The organism is Stenotrophomonas sp. 3diitr2024 (genome assembly GCF_042136455.1).
Taxonomy (GTDB): Bacteria; Pseudomonadota; Gammaproteobacteria; order Xanthomonadales; family Xanthomonadaceae; genus Stenotrophomonas; species Stenotrophomonas sepilia.
On the sequence record NZ_JBHHMJ010000807.1, the window covers coordinates 1 to 16,602 of the forward strand.

The 16,602-nt window shown below is 67.0% G+C and carries 16 protein-coding genes and 2 pseudogenes; 6 read left to right on the plus strand and 12 right to left on the minus strand.

Annotated elements, in window-relative coordinates:
• From ABGA94_RS21460 to ABGA94_RS21490, 7 genes and pseudogenes are all read right to left on the minus strand, one after another.
• Positions 1 to 156 (minus strand): annotated as a pseudogene (locus ABGA94_RS21460) (SPFH domain-containing protein); the annotation flags it as partial.
• Positions 157 to 293: 137 nt separating this feature from the next.
• Positions 294 to 1,586: a transporter gene (locus ABGA94_RS21465; RefSeq protein ID WP_329915402.1), complete on the minus strand. Its 1,293-nt coding sequence runs from the start codon at positions 1,584 to 1,586 to the stop codon at positions 294 to 296.
• Positions 1,587 to 1,635: 49 nt separating this feature from the next.
• Positions 1,636 to 2,385 carry a hypothetical protein gene (locus tag ABGA94_RS21470; protein WP_375368060.1) on the minus strand — a complete coding sequence of 250 codons (750 nt, stop codon included), beginning with the start codon at positions 2,383 to 2,385 and terminating at the stop codon, positions 1,636 to 1,638.
• A 13-nt stretch (positions 2,386 to 2,398) separates the two neighbouring features.
• Complete coding sequence (locus ABGA94_RS21475; protein WP_005416645.1) at positions 2,399 to 3,103, minus strand: C39 family peptidase; 705 nt, start codon at positions 3,101 to 3,103, stop codon at positions 2,399 to 2,401.
• 99 nt (positions 3,104 to 3,202) lie between these two features.
• The gene (locus tag ABGA94_RS21480) at positions 3,203 to 4,519 is read right to left on the minus strand and encodes an adhesin (protein ID WP_375368062.1); all 1,317 of its coding nucleotides are present in this window, start codon (positions 4,517 to 4,519) and stop codon (positions 3,203 to 3,205) included.
• A gap of 43 nt (positions 4,520 to 4,562) precedes the next feature.
• Positions 4,563 to 5,180 carry a hypothetical protein gene (locus ABGA94_RS21485; RefSeq protein WP_005416643.1) on the minus strand — a complete coding sequence of 206 codons (618 nt, stop codon included), beginning with the start codon at positions 5,178 to 5,180 and terminating at the stop codon, positions 4,563 to 4,565.
• Positions 5,177 to 5,707 (minus strand): hypothetical protein, encoded by a 531-nt coding sequence (locus ABGA94_RS21490; RefSeq protein ID WP_069138473.1) that lies wholly within the window; start codon positions 5,705 to 5,707, stop codon positions 5,177 to 5,179. The genes ABGA94_RS21485 and ABGA94_RS21490 overlap by 4 nt, the downstream gene beginning before the upstream one ends.
• Before the next feature lie 397 nt (positions 5,708 to 6,104).
• Between ABGA94_RS21490 and ABGA94_RS21495 the strand changes: the two genes are divergently transcribed.
• Positions 6,105 to 7,460: a sigma-54 interaction domain-containing protein gene (locus ABGA94_RS21495; RefSeq protein ID WP_375368063.1), complete on the plus strand. Its 1,356-nt coding sequence runs from the start codon at positions 6,105 to 6,107 to the stop codon at positions 7,458 to 7,460.
• Positions 7,461 to 7,467: 7 nt separating this feature from the next.
• On the opposite strand, the gene ABGA94_RS21500 is transcribed toward ABGA94_RS21495, so the two are convergent.
• Complete coding sequence (locus ABGA94_RS21500; protein ID WP_134955408.1) at positions 7,468 to 8,349, minus strand: PD40 domain-containing protein; 882 nt, start codon at positions 8,347 to 8,349, stop codon at positions 7,468 to 7,470.
• Entirely contained in the window at positions 8,346 to 9,386 is a 1,041-nt protein-coding gene (locus tag ABGA94_RS21505) for a hypothetical protein (protein WP_375368064.1), read from the minus strand. Before ABGA94_RS21505 ends, ABGA94_RS21500 begins: the two co-directional genes overlap by 4 nt.
• A gap of 91 nt (positions 9,387 to 9,477) precedes the next feature.
• Here ABGA94_RS21505 and ABGA94_RS21510 point away from each other — a divergent pair, with 91 nt between their 5' ends.
• Both ABGA94_RS21510 and ABGA94_RS21515 read left to right on the plus strand, forming a co-directional pair.
• A complete protein-coding gene (locus ABGA94_RS21510) occupies positions 9,478 to 10,404 on the plus strand; it encodes a LysR substrate-binding domain-containing protein (RefSeq protein WP_005416638.1) in 927 nt (308 codons plus the stop codon).
• Positions 10,401 to 10,838, plus strand: a pseudogene (locus tag ABGA94_RS21515) (helix-turn-helix domain-containing protein); the annotation flags it as partial. The gene ABGA94_RS21510 and the pseudogene ABGA94_RS21515, both read left to right, overlap by 4 nt.
• 26 nt (positions 10,839 to 10,864) lie before the next feature.
• Here the strand turns inward: ABGA94_RS21515 and ABGA94_RS21520 are convergent.
• Positions 10,865 to 13,261 (minus strand): aminotransferase class V-fold PLP-dependent enzyme, encoded by a 2,397-nt coding sequence (locus tag ABGA94_RS21520; protein WP_258392170.1) that lies wholly within the window; start codon positions 13,259 to 13,261, stop codon positions 10,865 to 10,867.
• Positions 13,262 to 13,621: 360 nt separating this feature from the next.
• Between ABGA94_RS21520 and ABGA94_RS21525 the strand changes: the two genes are divergently transcribed.
• Together ABGA94_RS21525 and ABGA94_RS21530 are read left to right on the plus strand one after the other, a co-directional pair.
• The gene (locus tag ABGA94_RS21525; protein ID WP_375368065.1) at positions 13,622 to 14,047 is read left to right on the plus strand and encodes a VOC family protein; all 426 of its coding nucleotides are present in this window, start codon (positions 13,622 to 13,624) and stop codon (positions 14,045 to 14,047) included.
• Positions 14,044 to 14,274 (plus strand): hypothetical protein, encoded by a 231-nt coding sequence (locus tag ABGA94_RS21530; protein WP_111128109.1) that lies wholly within the window; start codon positions 14,044 to 14,046, stop codon positions 14,272 to 14,274. Before ABGA94_RS21525 ends, ABGA94_RS21530 begins: the two co-directional genes overlap by 4 nt.
• A gap of 7 nt (positions 14,275 to 14,281) precedes the next feature.
• Here the strand turns inward: ABGA94_RS21530 and ABGA94_RS21535 are convergent, their stop codons facing one another.
• On the minus strand, positions 14,282 to 14,977 hold the full coding sequence (locus ABGA94_RS21535; RefSeq protein ID WP_375368066.1) for an HAD family hydrolase: 696 nt from the start codon (positions 14,975 to 14,977) through the stop codon (positions 14,282 to 14,284).
• Between the two features lie 194 nt (positions 14,978 to 15,171).
• Between ABGA94_RS21535 and ABGA94_RS21540 the strand changes: the two genes are divergently transcribed.
• On the plus strand, positions 15,172 to 15,579 hold the full coding sequence (locus ABGA94_RS21540; RefSeq protein WP_375368067.1) for a hypothetical protein: 408 nt from the start codon (positions 15,172 to 15,174) through the stop codon (positions 15,577 to 15,579).
• A gap of 16 nt (positions 15,580 to 15,595) precedes the next feature.
• Here ABGA94_RS21540 and ABGA94_RS21545 read toward each other — a convergent pair whose 3' ends face one another.
• Positions 15,596 to 16,336 carry a DNA/RNA non-specific endonuclease gene (locus ABGA94_RS21545; protein WP_005416632.1) on the minus strand — a complete coding sequence of 247 codons (741 nt, stop codon included), beginning with the start codon at positions 16,334 to 16,336 and terminating at the stop codon, positions 15,596 to 15,598.
• Positions 16,337 to 16,602: the final 266 nt, after the last annotated feature.

Below are 16,602 nucleotides of genomic sequence, written 5' to 3' on the forward strand. Positions count from 1 at the left end.
GCTGGGGTGGGAACCGCGGCCGGCGTTGGGGCCACGCGGCACCGCCGCGAACAGGGCCGCCGTCGAGGGCAGGCCCGTGGGCACGGTGTAGAAGTCCTTCCACTGGTCGGCCAGCACACCACCGACCGCACCCTTCACCGCCTGTACCAGACCCATGTCCAACTCCCTGTGATTCGAGGGCAGGCACCATGCCTGCCGAGCTGGGCTGAATATAGCAGCGGGCAGGGACCGCTGTGGTGCCGGAAGATGAATCCAGGCCCTGCCGGGGCGCAGGGCCGTGCCTGGCGCTGTCGCTACAACATGTACGGGATCTTGAAGGCGAGAGTGAAGTCCGGTGCATCCGGGGTCAGCCCGATGCCCAGCAGGGTCACCAGTGTGGTGTGCTGGTTGAGCGCGTAGGTCACGCCCAGATTCAGTGATGCCGCGTTGGCGTCGCTGCCGATCACTTTCATCCACTTCCCGCCTTGGAAACGGGTGGAAGCGCGGGCGCTGATGCGGTCGCTGAAGGACAGGCTGAGGCTGGTGCGCTCGTTGAACGCAAAGGCCACGCCAGCGCCGAAGTAGACCGCACCGCCGAGCTTCACGTCACCCGGGTTGACCGTGTCGGGGTTGCTGTCGATGTCGCTGAAACCACGCGGGAACGAATGCACATAGCCGACGTTGGCGAACAGGATCGCCGGATCGGCGGTCTTGACCATCGACAGGCCCACATTGGCCTGCCATACGCCATTGCCGGTGGGCTGTTCCCTGGGTACGGCGAAGCGGATGTAGTCATCGTCGTCTCGCTCGATCACCTTCCAGTCCAGACCGTAAGGTGCGCGCCCGGTAGGGGCGGTCACGCCGGCAGTGAGAACGGTCTCCGGGCGCCAGCCGCGTTCGCCGAACAAGCGGTAATTCGCACTCAGGCCGATATCGCCCAGCCCGTTGCCATTGGTTTCTTCCTGCGCGATCGCGGCCGCCGCACCGCCGGCGCCGCCCTTCTGGTAGACGGTGCGCCGCGCCAGGTAAGGCACGTCCAGGTTGAGCGTCAGGCTCGGGCTGACACCCCAACGTGCGGCCAGGTTGTAGGTGAGCGAATCGGATTCAACGTTCTCGATGGCGATGTTGCCGAGGAAGATCGCGTCCAGCGCCAGGAAACCATTGAGGGTGAGCTGCTTGCGGTCGTAGCGGGCGTAGGTGAGGCTGTTCTCGACGGTGAAGCGGCGCGAGAACAGCGCCGACTGCTGTTGTTTCACATCATCCACGCTGCGCCGCGATTCCTGCTTCGCCTGCTGTGCCTCGGCGGCGGTACTGGCGTAGCCTTCGCCACCCGACGAAGTCTGTAGAGTCGCGCCACGCTCGACTGCCGTAGCCGTAGACAGGGCCATCGGGCCAACCTTCCCACTCAGCCGCGCCTGCATGGCCTGCACCTGCATGTCCAGTTCGCGCAGCCGCCGCACTTCCTGCGCATAGTTGGATTTGAGCTGCTCCAGCTGGTTGGCCAGTGCCTGCACGTCGGCGCCATCTTCCGCCGCGGGTGGCGCGGCGAAGGCGGTGCCCGCCAGCGCCGCCAGCGCCAACGGTGTGATCCTCATCAGGGTGTGCATGTTCGTGTCCTGCGTTGTGGAACGCTTCCCCCAACGCCGTGCCGTGGTGCTACCGGCCCGGCCCCATGCCGCGGTCCATCGCAATCGCCTGGGCCACGTTCTGGCTCAACGGCAGGTTGCCGCCCGCGGTATCCCGCACCAGCTCCAGCCGCAGCTGGTTGCTGGCGATCTGGCCGTCACCGTTCAGGGCGATGCCCTGGCCGACGCTGCCGTTGCGTATCCATTGCTGGACCAGGCCCTGGCCATCCACCTGCAACCGCAGGCGTGCCTGGTTGCCGTCCAGCACCGCGGAGGCCGAGACGCCTGCACCCTGCGCACTGAGCGAATGGGCACCGTCATACGAACGGGCCGGCACCGTGCCGTTGCGCACCACCAGCGTGGTCGCATTGCGGGCGACGTTGCCATCGCCGGCCACCTGCACGCTCTGCACCAGGCCGCTGGCGTTGGCCAGGCCACTGCTGTCGATGTGGCGACCCTGCGTGTCAGGCAGCGGCGCATCTGCGGCGGTCACGTGCACGCTGGGCTGGAAGCTCAATTTCGGGCTGCCGCCGCCGCGGAAGTCCATGCCCAGGGTCAACGCACCCTGCAGCACGCTTCCGTTGCTGGCCTGCCACTGCGAGACCATCGTCACTCCGAACCAGGCCACGGTATTGCCACCTACGGTGTAGCGGCCGCGCATCAGGTTCAGTTCGGGATCCGGAATTTCCTTCAGGCCACGCCCGGGCGCCGCGTCCGCTGCCTGCAGGGGCAGGGCGGGGCAGGCCAGCAGCAGGGCCATCAACAGTCGGTGGCGGAACATGGCGGAGCCTCCTTCAGAACAGGTCGGCGTGGCTGAAGCCGAAGTCGACCAGTTCGGCATCGGTGATCGGCCCCTGTCGCGCGTAGAGCGCGCGGGCACTGGGTCGTTCGCTGGGTTGCAGCAGGACTGTGTTGCGATCGAAATCGCTGCCGATCACCACGAATACGGCGCGCGATGGCCAGGCAGCGAGAAATTCAGGCAGCGCCAGGCTGCGGTTGCCAAGGATGGGATCGGCCACCTCGACCACGCCGTCGCGTACCTGCTTGAGCACCACGAAGTGGCGGAATCCGCGCACGTCCATCAGGACAAGACCGGGAACGCGAAGCGTGCGCAGGCGTGCCTCATCGATGCGATAGCCGCGCCCACGCATGCCCAGCGATTCCACATAGCGCTTGATGTCGAGCAGTGAAAAACCGCGCTCGGCCACCAGCGCGGGGTCGGACACCCCCATCATCCCTTCGATCACCGTCGCCTCGTCGGTGTCCAGGTGGTAGGCATGGCGCAGGATGGTCGCCAGTGCGGCCGCTCCGCAGCTGTAATCGGTGTGCTGGCGTACCACGTTGCGGTAGCGCCGTTCCTGCATGCTCTCCACCTTCTGCTGCAGCAGCGCGCCATTGGGCAGTACGCCGGCGAAGCCGACGTCGCCCGCCCGCGCAGACGCGCCGCCCAGCAACAGCAGGCAGGCCAGCAGGCGTATCGAGAGACGGTGGCCGAACATCGCATTCTCCGGCAGCAAGGGGGAGCCCCTGTCCCAAGGGGGAGGAGGAACAGGAGCTCCCGGGAACCCGGCCATTGGCGGACGGCCGGGGTGTTGCGCTTACTCGCCGCTGCCACCACCGCCGCCGGTGCTGGGCTGGGCGACTGCCAGGGCCAGGCTGTTGGCCTGCAGGTTGCCGGTGCCCGCGGCCACGTTCACGCCGATGTTGCCCGAGGCGCCGGAGAAGGCGCTGCCCGACAAGGCCGAGGTGTTGGTCGCGTTGACGTTCACCCAGCGCGTGGTGCTGACCGTGCCGCTGAGGCTGGCATACAGGTCGGCCACGCCCAGCTCGACGAACTGGCTGGTGCCACTCTCACGCGTATCGAAGCCCAGGCCACCCACCCCCGGCCGGTTGGGGTTCATCGTGGCGTTCTGGATTTCGTCGTCCAGGTCGATGTGGCCGGTGCTGCTGCCACCCGGGTGTGGCAGCTCGCCACTCCAGGTATCCAGATAGTAGTTGGCCATCTGATAGGCGTTGCCGGTACCGCGGTAGGTGCCGGCGCCATAGGCCAGGGTCAGGCCGCTGACGCCGCCACGCATGCCGACCTGCACGGTATCGGTGTAGGACTGCACGAAGCCGGCGTTGCTGACCGTGTTGCCGGTGGAGACCTGGTTGGAGCTGATGCTCGACTGCGCCACCGCGGTGGTCGCGACCGACGCCGCCAGCGCGTTCTTCTGCTCGTTGTTGTTGCCCGAAGCAATGTTGACGCCGATGTTGCCTGACGCACCGCCGAAGGCATTGCCACCGAGACCTGCGGCATTGGTCACGCCGGAGTTCATGGTCGCGTTGCCGAAGCCGGCCTGGTTGACGAACACCTCGGCGTCGGCCATGCCGAAGCTGAAGGACGCGTCGGCGGCGGACAACGAGGCGGCATTGTCCTGGGCGTTGTTGTCGCCCGATACCACGTTGAAGCCGAGGTTGCCGGAGGCACCTGCGCCCACGCTGTCACCGAGGGAGGCACTGTTGGTGACCAGGCTGTTGCTGGTGGCGTTGTTGCTGATCGACTGGCGGTTGTCGATCACGGCGATGGCCGCCGAGTCGAGGTCGATGTCGCCGGTGATGTTCGGGTCGCCGGAGAAATTGATGTCGGTGCTCAGTCGCAGGTCCTTCTCCAGGTTCACGTCGACGCCGTGGTTGTTCTTTTCCTTGCGTTCGTCGGCCTGGATGGTGCTGTGCTTCTGCACATTGACGTTGACGGTGCGGTTGCGCACGTCGTTGTCGGTGTGGTTGTGCGTCTCGTTGCGGGTTTCGCTGACGGTGTGGGTGTGGTTGATGTTCGCGTTGGCGTTCTGGTTGTCCCAGCCATTGGCCGCAGCGGCGGTCGAGGCAGTGGCAATCGCCATGGCGAGCATGGTCCGTTTGACGGTCGCTTTCATGGTGCCCTCTCTCTCATCAGGTGGTGCATCGGTTGGGTGGTTGTCACGGGCGGTCCTGCACGACCAGGCCCAGCACATTGGCCGTGTCATTGCCGCTGCCCGCGATCTGATTGAGTTGCAGGACCCCGTCGAATCCCCGCAGCGCGGTGCTGGTGACACCGGCGCTGCGGGTGCCCGTCGCGACGCCGCGACCGGCGTCGTCCCGCCCCCCTGCCAACGCGGAACCCTCGGCGGCCAAGGCCGTATCGTCGGTTTCGCGTATGCCCTGTCGGGCCAGCGTCGCGCTGACGACGTTGAGCGTCGTGTTGGCGATGCCGCTGGCCTGGTTGATGGATGCGATGCCGCTGGCACCGGCCAGCGCCTTGCCATCGATGACGGCAGTGGCGTGCATCGGTGCACCCAGCACGCGGTTGCCACCGCGCAGTTGTCGGTTGCCGATCGAGACGTCGGCATGTTCGCCCGTGGCGATGCCGCGCAGGTTGGCCTGCATATTGAGGTCGCCGGCCGCCTGGTTGACCGCGATGGCGCCGTTCGCGCCGGCCAGTGCACGGCCGTCGATGCGGGCAACGTCGAGGTAGGCGAGCATGCCGCTGTAGTCATCGGCCTGCGCGATCAACGGCGTGGCAGGCAGGATCAGCAGCAGCCAGTGCGCCCGCCTCACTTGCCACCTGCCGGGGCCATGCCCTGCAGCGGGAACTGGCCGAGAGCGCCGCGCACGGTCTCGCCGATGCCGCGGGTACTGTTGCCGACCGCGCCGAGCGGCCCGCTCATGGCGCTCCCCAGACTGCTGCCGACCATGCCGTCACTGCTGCGGCCCAGCGTGCCGCCCAGGGCCTGCTGGGTAACCCGTTCAACCGTTGTGCCACGCGGCGAAGCGGCGGCCGCTGCCTGGCCGGCCCCCATGCCGGCATAGTCCTCATCGCTCAGTTCGTCCATGCCGGTCGGGGCGCCACCGGTGCCCAATGCACTGGCAATCTCGCGCTGGGGTTTCGGGTCGGCGATCAGCGCCATGCCAGGGGGCGCCATGCGATAGGCCGGGCGTGCGGACACATCACGCAACAGGACGATTTCGCCCGGTTGAGCCTTCACGCCCTGGCGTGCACCGGAGGCAGAGGCGCTCGCGCCAACCGACAGCAGGGCCATGGCCAGCGTTGCCAGCAGGCCGCGAATGGGGGTGATGCCGTCCATGCTGATCTCCCGTGGTGGGTGCGGCGGAACCACGCATCAACCGTGCCAACCCTGCAAGGCTTGGCTGCCATGGCGCCAGGCGCTGGCAGGCGTGGGGTGCTGCTGCCGCGCTGTTACAGCGGCGTCGGAAAAATGTTGGGATTGCGCTGTACCAAGCGCCGCAGGGCAACGCGGGCGCCCGACTGTCACACGGGTGTTACAGGTGCCGTCGCGGACTGCAACGATGCCGCTTCAGCCGGTGGTCTCTTGACGCGGCGCTTATTGCGCCGCCGTTTAGCGCAGCGCTAGGATCCGCCCATCAAAGGCCGCTGCGGTGGCCGTAGAGGGTCCCGGCGGAGGGCGGCACGCCGGTGATTGCCTGACAGTCCGCCGACGGTGTCCGGATGCTGGGGGAAGCATGGCGGCGGTCCCGGAGGCTTCTACATCACGTTGCGTGCTCTGGTTCGGCGAGCCGCTGGCGAACGAGCGCAGCGCGCTGGCGGCCGCAGGCTGGTACGTGCGCCGCATCCATCCCGACCCGGCGATGGCGATCGGGCTGCGCGGGCGTGATCGGCTGGTCGCTGTGCTGGATCTTCGCCATCTGGATACGCCCGCGCTGCAGTTGTTGGCGCCATGGATCGAACAGCACGTGCATCTGCCCTGGCTTGCGGTGCTGCCACCCGGCGCAGGGCCCACGCCTGCAGCGTGGCTGCCCTTGCTGCAGCGTTGCATCTCGCGGTTCACGCTGCCTTTCGGCCTGCAGGACCTGGTGGCTGCGATGCGCCAGCAGTTCGACGCGGATGATCCTTCTGCCAGCGAGGTATGCGGCGGCCAGGGACCACGCGCACTGATCGGCGAGAGTACTGCGTTGCATGCGGTGCGCACCGTGCTGCACAAGTTCGCGCCGGTCGAACTGCCGGTGCTGGTCACCGGCGAAACCGGTACCGGAAAGGAGCTGGCGGCTCACGCGCTGCATGCGTTGTCCTGCCGTGCGGGCAAGCCGTTCATCGCGGTCAACTGCGGTGCCATTCCGGCCAACCTGGTGCAGTCGGAGCTGTTTGGCCACGAGCGCGGCTCGTTCACCGGCGCCGACAAGCGCCAGATAGGCGTATTCGAAGCCGCACACGGCGGCACCGTGTTCCTCGACGAGGTGGGCGACCTGCCGGCGGAGGCGCAGACCAGCCTGCTGCGCGTGCTGCAGGAAGGCACCTTCGAGCGCGTCGGCAGCAGCCAGCCGCTGCGGGCCGACGTGCGCGTACTCGCGGCCACCCACGTCGAACTGGAGCACGCGGTGGCGCAGGGGCGGTTCCGCAGCGATCTCTACTATCGGCTCAATGTGCTGCGCCTGCTGATGCCGCCCTTGCGCGAGCGTGGCGCCGATGTGCAGCTGCTGGCCGAGCACTTCCTGCGCTGCTTCCGCCTGCGCCACAGCGTGCGTGCACGTGGCTTTGCGCCCGCTGCGCTGCAGGCGATGCGGCGCTTCGGTTGGCCCGGCAACGTGCGTGAACTGCTCAACCGGGTGCAGCGGGCGGCGATCATGGCCGAAGGCGAGCTGATCAGCGAGCGCGACCTTGAACTGGGTGGGGCCGAGCATGCGCCGCCGGGCGCGATGCTGCAGGATGCCCGCGGCCAGGCCGAGCGCGATGTGCTGCTGCAGACCCTGCGCCAGACCGGCTACAACGTCTCCGAGTGCGCACGGCAGATGCAGATCTCGCGGGTGACCGTGTACCGGCTGTGCCGCAAGCATCGGCTGGAACTGCCGGCGCAGCGCTGAGCGCGGATCATGGTTCGCCCGAACGGTAGCGGATGCGGTACAGGTCCAACCCCGCACCGTCTGCGCGCCGCGCCGAATAGGTCAAAGTGTCAGGTTGCGAGCCATCCAGCATCGCACCGTAGCTGTCGCCGAAGGCTTCGTTCACCGGGGAGGGCAATGCATGGCCCGCGTCGTAACGGCCTCCACGCGCGTAGCCAATGAACTGGCGCACCGGTGCACTGCCGAAGTCCAGGGCGCGGGCAAACACCACCGTTCGGCCGTCGCCGAGGAAAGTGGCATCGAACTCCTGCGCGGCGGTATTGATGCCACCGACCAGCGGCCGCGCCAGCTGCGCCACGCCGCCGATCATCGTGGCGCTGTAGAGGTCATGGCCGCCGGCACCGCCCGCGCGATCGCTGGAGAACAACAGCGTACGACCGTCCGGGGAGAGCATCGGCGCGAACTCGTCGGCCGCGCTGTTCACCGCGGGGCCCAGATTCTCCGGTTCGCCGAATCGACCGTCGCGTCCAATGCTGACCCGGTACAGATCGTCGCCGCCCTGGCCGCCTGCGCGGTCCGAGCAGAAATACACGACGCGCCCATCTGCGGAGAACGCGGGATCGAAGTCGCGCCCGGCCGTGTTGAACGGTACCGGCGTCGCCGGCCGCCAGCGCTGCCCATCGTGGCGGGAGACCCAGATGTCATACCCGCCCGGACCGCCGGGCCGGTTGCGGCTGAACCACAGTGCGGTTTTTCCGTCCGGGCTCAAGGTCAGTCGAATCTCGTCGTACTGCGTGGATGCAACGCCCGGGGCAAAGCGTTCGGCGGGGCCGATGATCTGCAGCGGCCTTGATTGAGACGCGGCAGGCGACGCAGCAACCAGCAGCACCACGGCCAACAGCGGCTTCATGCCTGTCGCTCGAAGTCGCTGACCCAGTTGGTTTCCCAGCTGCGGCCACCATCGGCTGAGGCCGCCTGTTCCCAGCGCGCCGAACGCGGGGTGATGCGTGCCCAGATCACCCGCGTCTGGATTGTTCGACCGTCGAGCTGGTCTTCGCCGAAGAAGCGGCCGACACCATCCTCGAAACCACCGCGCAGCGGCGCGCCGATCCGGGTCGGCTCCCGGCCATCCAGCCACCAGCTCAGCCAGTGCTGTTCCGCCGCGTTCCAGGCGCGGATACCCATGCCGCGCACCGGTGCTCCAGGCACGTCCATCAGGTTGTCGCCCACGTTGCCGAATCCTCCCAGTACCGGCCAGTTGTGCAGGGTGCCGTTGAACGCGTCCCACGCATCACTGCCTGCCAGCCGAGCGCGCAGGCGACGATGGCGCACGTTCCAATGGCCCACCAGGAAATCAAAATCGCGCGGTGCATCCGGCAGCTTCGGAAGCGGAGAGGGGGCTGCCGCAGTGCGGCGGAACCAGTTGCGCCAGTTCACTTCCCAGTGCGCGCCGGCATCGTCGGAGAACGCCTGCTCCCACCACGGCTCCTCGCCATGGATGTCATGCCAGCGGAACCAGACGTCGATGGGGCGTCCCTTGAAGTGATCACGACCACGGAAGCTGCCGCCATCGCCTTCGAAGACGCCGCGCACGGGCGCTTCGATATAGGCAGGGTTGCGTCCATCGATCCACCAGATCGACCACGTGGAAGACACCGGATCAAACGCACGCACGCCCAGGCCCCTGTAGGGACCCGAAGGCAGCGCCATGACGTTGTCATCGATGGTGCCGAGTCCGCCCAGGGTGAGCCAGACCGCGCTGGCGCCGCTGAAGGCTTCCCAGCGGGTATCACCCCGCAGGCGCTCCTTCAGCCGTTGGTGCCGGACCCGCCAGTTGCCCTGTAACCATTTCCAGTCTTCGCTGTGGCTGGCCAGGGGCCGCCCCGAGGGCAGGGCGCTTGAGGCTGCCGCCGCGGCCAAGGTGGCCAGGAACTGCCGTCGATCCATGTGCGTGACCCCTTGCCGGAATTGCCTCCATCGTTGCGGGTGCGAGGGGGATTGACCACGCAGATATCGGGGCTCAGGCTAAGCCACACTTATGGTGACCCAACGCCAGCTTCCATCGCTTGTCGCCATCCGCGCCTTCGAAGCGGCGGCGCGGCTGGGCAGTTTCGCCCGTGCTGCCGAGGAGCTCGACACCAGTGCGGCATCGGTGAGTTACCACGTGCGCCGGCTGGAGGCCCAGACCGGTACCTGCCTGTTCCTGCGCCATGCACAGCATGTGGAGCTGACGGAAGCGGGTGCCAGCGTCGCGCAGGAGGCCACCCGGGCCTTCGACGCGCTTCGTGCCAGTTTCATGCGTGCCGCTGACATGGATGCGGCGCGATTGCGCCTGTCCGTATTGCCCACGCTGGGCACCAGCTGGTTGACGCCGCGGCTGGGCAGCTTTCGTGCCCGCCATCGGAACATCGTGCTGGAACTGGACCTGTCGGCAGAGCCCCAGGACCTGGCCGCCGGGCGTTTCGATGCCGCCATCCGCAATGGGCATGGCGGGTGGCCCGGGCTGCAGGCCACGCCCCTGTTCCCCAGCATTTTCACCCCGTTGTGCGCGCCAGCGCTGCTGCCGGCGGCAGACGGGCTCGGTCGCCGGGCGTTGGACGTTCCGCTGCTCGGCAGGCCCGACTGGTGGGCACTGTGGTTCTCCGCACATGGTGCCGTCCCGCCGCCGGCCGCAGAGAGCTTCATCACCCCCTTTGCGGTAGAGCATCTGGACGTGGGCGCGGCCATTGCCGGGCAGGGCATCGCCATTGCTTCGCCAATCCTGTTCCAGGCCGAACTGGACAGCGGGCGCTTGGTGCAGGCACATCCCGGTGTGGCCAGCGACGGGCGGGGTTTCTGGTTCGTCGCACCGACGGCGCGCAGCCGGTGCGCCAAGGTCATTGCGTTCGGTGACTGGCTGGGCGAGCAGGCCGCGCAGGCCAGGCATGCGGCGCGACATCATCTGGCGCGCACGGTGGCGGCATGAACCAGAGCCCCGAACTGCTGCGACGCCTGCTGCGTGCCAAGGACCGGATGGACCATGCCAGCCACGAGGACTGGCCGGTGGCCCGCCTGGCCGAAGTGAGTGCCGTATCCGCGGCGCATTTCGCGCGTTCGTTCAAGCAGGCATTCGGGCTGCCGCCGCACCGCTACCTGCTGAGCCGCCGCATCGAACGGGCCGTGGCGATGTTGCGTGACACCGACCTGCCGGTCACCGAGATCGCCGCGCAGACCGGCTGGAGCAGCCTGGGCACCTTCGGCCGCATCTTCCGTGACATCACCGGCGACAACCCGGGCAGGGTGCGTGCACGCGAGCGCATGCAGCCCCCTTTACGGGGCGCCGTGCCCGAGTGCCATGCGCGCTCCGCGCAACGCCCCCACCTGGAGACGTCCGTGCTGGAACAACGTCGCCGTGGCGCGCCGCCGGTGGCGCTCGCCGCAGGGGGTCAGGCCGGCACGGCAGGAGCGCCACGGGAACTGCCTGCATCGGCCGCAGTGGCGTTCCCGGCGATCACACTTTCAAGACCTGAAACGTCGGTATCCAGCAGGCAGGTCGCGAACACCAGGAAGCGGTAGGCGTCGGCGAAATTCGAGCCGAGCCCAAATGAAATCCTGACTGCGCCGCAGTCTCCCTTGTCCAGGATTTTCTCGTCGAAGGCAGTGCAGTCGAGGATTTTCCCGGTCTTGTCCAGTTCGCAGTGCTCGGCACCCGCGGTCGCGTAGGTCGCCTGCTGGACGGCGCCAAGGTTGCAGAAGCATCCATTGCGCAGGGTGATGCCGAAGCGGTCGGCCAGGTGCTTGATGCGGGCATGCGGCATGATCGAGCCATAGCAGTCGAAGAAGTTGAGCATCACCGTTGCTCCCTTGCGTTGTGCCGGCGGGCCGTACACGCAGCAAAGCGGTATGTCGCCGCGCACGGTATGGCGAAGCGCGGTAAGGCGCATCTCGATCCACCGGGCCAGTGCACCGGAACGCAGCGCCAGGGCCTCGACGCCGCCCATCCGCGCCACGAAGGCAAAGCCTCGGGTGATCGCCGGGAACGCGGCGTAATTGGGTGTTCCGATCTCGAAGCGTTGCCCGGCGTCGCGATACAGCAGCCGCTCGGTCGGCGACCAGGGACCGGAGTAGTAGCAGACACCACCACCGGCAAAGGACGGTGGCCTGAGCAGTTGCAGTGACGAGCGGCGGGCAAGCAGGCAGCCCGCGCCGGTGGGGTAGCCAAAGATCTTGTAGAACGAGGCCACCACAAAGTCCGGTTGAAGGGTGCCGCAATCCAGCTGCGCCTGCGGGAGCAGGGCGGCCGCATCGCACAGCACCATCGCACCATGCGCCTGTGCGCGGGCAATCCAGGCGAGGTCATGCCGGGCGCCGGTCGCGTTGGACTGGGCGGGAAAAGCCAGCAGGTGCGGGGCGCCGTCGCCCAACCGCCGCAGCGCACGCCACATCAGGTCCTCGTGCAGCAGAAGGTCTTCGTCCAGAGGGATGTACTTCAGCGAGGCGCCCTTGGCCCTGGCGTATTCGCGCAGGCCATGCACCGATGTGTGATTGTCCTTGGTCAGCAGCAGCTGCGTGCCCGGCTGGAAGGGAAACGATTCCGCCACCAGCCGGATCGCGCTGCTGGCGTTGGCAGTGAATATCACCTCGTACTCGTCCGGCGAACAGCCGAAAAAGGCGTAGATCGCGTCCCGTGCCTGCTGGTAGGCGGTCTGCGAGGCCTTCGATCCGCTGTGCGGATTGCCCAGGATCGCGTGTTTCAACGCCTGCAGGTCCTGTTCGAGCAGGCTTTCGGGTGGCAGGGTACCGCCCACATGATCCAGGTACGTTACGGACTGCTCGTCCAGCCGTGCGTACTCCTCGTTGCGCATTTTCTCTACCGATGCGTCGGGGAATCCCGGATGCTCGGCCAGGAACTGCGCCCTGGCAGCGGTGAATGCAGCGAGCCCCTGCACCTCGTGCGCAGGGATTGCGCGCTCGGCGTCCGCGCCGGACGCGCGATGGGTCAGCTGCTGGCAGCGGACCAGTGGCGAGAAGTCGGGCGGCGCGATGTCCAGCGTCATGCCCGCATGGGCGGGATCAGCCTGGCCTCGCAGCAGCCAGGCCTCCACCCGGTAGCGCTGGTCGGGCACGTCCTTGCTGAACTGCGCCAGCATCAGGTCCAGGTAGTGCTCGCGGGTGCGGGTGTCGCACTGGTTGAACTCTTCGAGCAGGATGCAGGCGTTGAACAGGAACTCGCGCGCACCGGCCGCGTCAAGCGAAAACGACAGGGGATACAGCCCGGCAGGCAGATCGTTGGGCCTGGACAGGCCTTCGACTGCAAACGCCCGGGTGACCGGGGACGGGTCAGTCAGGCTCAGCGCCGCGTCCATCAGCCGCGAGGGCATGCCGAAATGCAGCTGCGATTGCTGGCGGGTGAGTTCGAAGAGCTGGTTGTAGTGGAACATCGTGGCATAGACACGCCCGCCCGGCCGCAGCACGCGGCGGAACTCCCTGGCCACGCGCGCCTTGTCCGGCGGGAACATCAGGCCGAAGCCACAGACAATCACATCGAAGCTGTTGTCCTCGAACGGAAGCTCTGCCATGTCCACGTCGGCCAACAGCGGAACGTGCTGTTGGAGCTCCGGGCTCAGGACGCGCCGGGCCATGTCCACCGCAATCTGCGAGAGATCGCTGGCCACCAGTCGCAAGCCCCGTGGCCGCGCAAGATCCTCATACAGGCTGGCGGTGATCACCCCGGTGCCGCACGCCACTTCCAGCACGTCCCTGACCACGAATCCGCCATCGATGTCACTGGCGATTTCCCTGGCCAGCAGCTTCCCGTAAGGGTGGAAAATGCGAGGACTCAATACCCGTTCATAGAATTCCATGAAGGTACTGAGTGACCAGCGGCTGTCGGACACAACTTTGCATTGGCCTTGCGCTACGTCCTGCATGGTGCGCTCCCTGGCGGCGTGATGGTGTCGATGGACCGGGCTGGCGCGGTTATCGCATGCGTCCTCATGCGCGTGCGTGATTCGCATCACATTAAGTCGACTTAATATTCGAGCGGATTATCCACCGTCGTCGAGTTGCGTATTCATCCTCCCCGCGCGGGTCACTAACCCCTGACTGCTTCACGCTCACCGTCCCGGCCACTGGCGCAGTTTTGGAGAAGCGGGTGCGGGCCGTGGGGGCGTAAGGTAGAGGCACTTGAGAGGAGGTGTTGCATGTCGGATACGGTAAACACGGTCGGTCTGTACGTACGCGACCAGGATGAAGCGCTCGCGTTCTACGTCGGCATGCTCGGTTTCGAAGTGCACACCGATGTGCGCAATGGCAGCTACCGTTGGCTGACGGTACGCAGCCCCGGCCAGGACGGATTCCAGCTGGGGCTGTTCGTTCCGGGCCCGCCCACCCACGATGCGGCCACCGCGCAGGCACTGCAGCAGCTGGTGGCGAAAGGCGCAATGCCGCCGCTGGTGCTGGCCGTCGATGACTGTCGGGTGCGCTATACGCAATGGCTGGCACGGGGCGTCGAGTTCACCCAGGAGCCGGTCGAACGCTACGGCGCCGTCGATGCCGGATTCCGTGACCCGTCCGGCAATGGCTGGAAGATGATCGAAGCCCGCTCCGAAGCGAGGCGCCGTCAATGAGCCGGGGTGGCTGGGCACGGCCCGTGCATCGCTGGACCTCGATCGTCTTCACCCTGGCGGTGATCGCCAATTTCGCCGCTCGCGGGCTGGGGCAGGGCGAGCCGGCAGCGTGGATCACCTATTCGCCGCTGCCGCCATTGTTCCTGCAGCTGTTCACTGGCCTGTACCTGTTCGTGCTGCATTACGCCGGGAAGCGCCGCAGCGCCGCACTGGACGCCGCAGGCTGAGGCCGCCTCAGGCGGCAGCGTCGGCGGCGTAGGCCGCCAGCAATGCCGGCAGCTGGTCCATGCGCTGGAAGATCACCTTCGCACCCGCAGCGCGCAGGGCCTCCGGCGTGCTGTGGTGCGGGCCGCCCTCGCTGAAGCCAAACACGGTGGCACCCGCCGCGACGCCGGCGGTCGCGCCGGTCACGGTGTCTTCAATGACCGCGCAGCGCTTCGGATCCACACCCAGCGCGGCAGCGGCCGCCAGGTAGACGTCCGGGTGCGGCTTGGTGTTCGGCATGTCCTGGCCGCTGTAGACGTGGTCGCCGAAGGCATCGAGGATGCCGACCTTGCCCAGCTGCAGTTTCACCTTGATGAGGTCGGCACCGGACGCGCAGGCAATGCGGCCACCGGTCGCTATGGCGATCGCACGCACGGCCTCGGGCGCCCCCCGGATCGGCTCCAGATCCCGTTCCAGCGCCCGGTTGCGCTGCTGGCGGAACTCCTCCAGCCATTCCTCGGTGAACGGCTTGCCGGTGCGCTCTGCGATCAGCCCGGCCAGATGGGCCACGGATTGGCCCAGGAAGACCTCGCCGGCCTGCGCCGGGGTCAGCGGCCAGCCGCGTGCGGTCAGCATTTCCGAGAGCACGCGGGCCACCAGCGGCTCGGAATCGACCAGTACGCCGTCGCAGTCGAACAGCACGGCATCGAAGGGGAAACGGGACATCTACTACTCCGGGAACAGCCAAAAGGGCGAAGCGCCCGCCATTTTCCCATAGCGGGACGGGCAGGGCACGCTGGCCACAGGAACGCTAGACTGCCGGGCCACCTCACCCAGCGCCTGCACGGGAATACCCCTTGAACCGAGTGCGATCCCAGGCCCGGCACCATCGCCTCATCAGTGCCGGCATCGCCGGCGCGGTGACGCTGGCCGGCAGCTGCCTGCTCCCCGTCCTGGTGTTGCTGCTGCCTGCGGGATTCTCGCCAGGCGAGTTCATCATGCCCGTCGCCGACGGCGCCGCGCAGTTGCAGATTGCCAGCCTGGTCCTGCTGGGGTCTTGCGCACTGGCTACGTTTGCCGGCCTGTGGGCCAGCGCGCCGTCGCCAGAACCCGCATCGACGGCGCGCAGGATGGTGGCGTCGCTGATCCTGCTTGCCACGACGCTGCTGATCATCCTGGCCAGCATGGCCTACCTGATGCGAATGCTGTCCGGCGGGGCGCCAACGACAGGGCGCGGGCTTGTCGTTGCCACCGTCGTCGGCGCCGCAGTGCAGTTCCTGGTTGCCAGAGTGCTGGCGTCACGATGGCTGCGCGTGCAGGCATCGTGATTCCTCCGCCTGCCGATCAGCCCAGGTCACACCCTGCAGGCTGTGGCCAGGTGCTGGCCGGCAGCATGTTCTTCAGCGAGGCCGGTGCGTTGATCGCCACATAGCTGGCGCCCAGCAGCTCCTCCAGATCGGCAATCGTCACCAGGTAGTTGTCCAGGCTGCCCAGGTTGGCCTCGTTGGGAATGATCCAGCTGATCGCCTTGGCGGTTCCGGTGTTCGGGTCACGGGTGATGATCGTCTTCCAGAAGAACTCCGGGGTCGGGATGCCATGGCTGGCCAGGAAGTAATCGTTGGCGGCGTCGCCGTAGACCACACCACCGTAGACGTCCACCGGTGCGATGTCGCGGTAGCACTCGGCCACGTTTTCGGCCTTCACCCAGATGCCCTGGTTGAAGCTGGACACCTGCGGCACGATGTTGGTCATGTAGTTGGCGCGACGGATGTAGGTCGCGTCGTAGTCCATGTGGTTGGACGTGACCAGATGGCCACGGTCATAGCCGGATCTGATGCTGGCGTAGGACGCGGTGCTGGTCTGGCCCAGGCAGCCGGCCGGCAGGTCCGGGTCCTTGTAGAAGCTGGACGGCCGTGCGGCCGAACCGGTATCGGCGGTAAGGGTGTACTCGTAGCGGGTGGCGCTGTGGATGCTGCAGTCGTAGGTCAGCACGAAGCCGCCCTTGTTGAGGGTGACCACCTGGGCCTGTGCAGCACCGGCAAAAGCACTGAGTACGAAAGCAAAGACAAAGCCTGCAAGGCGCATTTCGATTCTCCAGCAGAAGATTCAGGGCGCAGCGGCCCGTCACGACCTGGCCGGGGCGAGGACATGCGGAGATGCTGCGGAGACGGATGCTGCGGATTGCGGTGGAACCTGGCCGCGTTGTTGGGCCATCAGCCCTGCGGTGTCATAAGCGTCACAAGCTGGCGCCTTGTGGTCAATGACGAAAGGGCGAAGCTGTGATCATGCGCAAGCACTGGTGATATGTCAGATCACGCGGCGCGTGGATGACACGCGCGCGTGCTAGGCGC